This is a genomic window from Halohasta sp. A2 (genome assembly GCF_056175805.1).
In genome coordinates this window covers 1-720 of the sequence record NZ_JAQFWV010000185.1, presented here as the reverse complement: position 1 = coordinate 720, position 720 = coordinate 1, and the positions used below count along the sequence as shown (strand labels likewise).

General features: G+C 51.8%; 1 protein-coding gene. It reads left to right on the top strand.

The annotated features are described in order from the left end of the window. On the top strand, positions 1-720 hold a 720-nt coding region (locus O2S87_RS18700), incomplete at both ends, for an IS4/Tn5 family transposase DNA-binding protein (RefSeq protein WP_475410223.1).

Below are 720 nucleotides of genomic sequence, written 5' to 3'. Positions count from 1 at the left end.
ATGTCTCTGGATGGATTCGAAAGGAGTTTCGAGCAGCTGAGTTCGGCGACAAACGACTGACTGATCGGTTGGTGAAGCTCGGAGATGAACTCGGCAGCTCGCCTGCCGAGTCCATCCCGGCAGCCTGCGAAGATTGGGCCTCCACAAAGGCTACATACCGATTTTGCGATAATCATCGTGTGGAGTCCAGTGAAGTTATCGCCGCTCATAGGCAAGCACAGCGAGATCGAGTGAGTGACGGAGACGATCTGCTGGTCGTCTCCGACACAACGTACCTCACATTCCCTCGCCATCCAGCAAAGGACGGTCTCGGCGATATTAGCTCAACAGACATCGATGTCGAAGGTGTCAAATTACACTCGTCGATCGGTATACGCCCCAAAACACGACAGATGACAGGGATCATCGACCAGCAGGTGCTGGTCGAGGATCAACAGTCAGAGACGGACTACATCACCAACGATAGAGACGACCCGATTCAGATTGAATCCCAATATGAAAAATGGCTACGCGGGAATAGAGCCAGTCTTGAGTGGATGCCTGCAGATGTTCGTCCGATTTTTGTCCATGACCGAGGTGGTGATGCGTTTGCGCTGTTTGAAGAGTTTGGCAGAGAGACTGACGACGCTGGGTTTGTTGTCCGCGCCAATCAAAATCGATGTATTTGGACACAAGACGGTGAGACTGGAAAACTATTTGAATGGAGTAGCGACCTCGTTG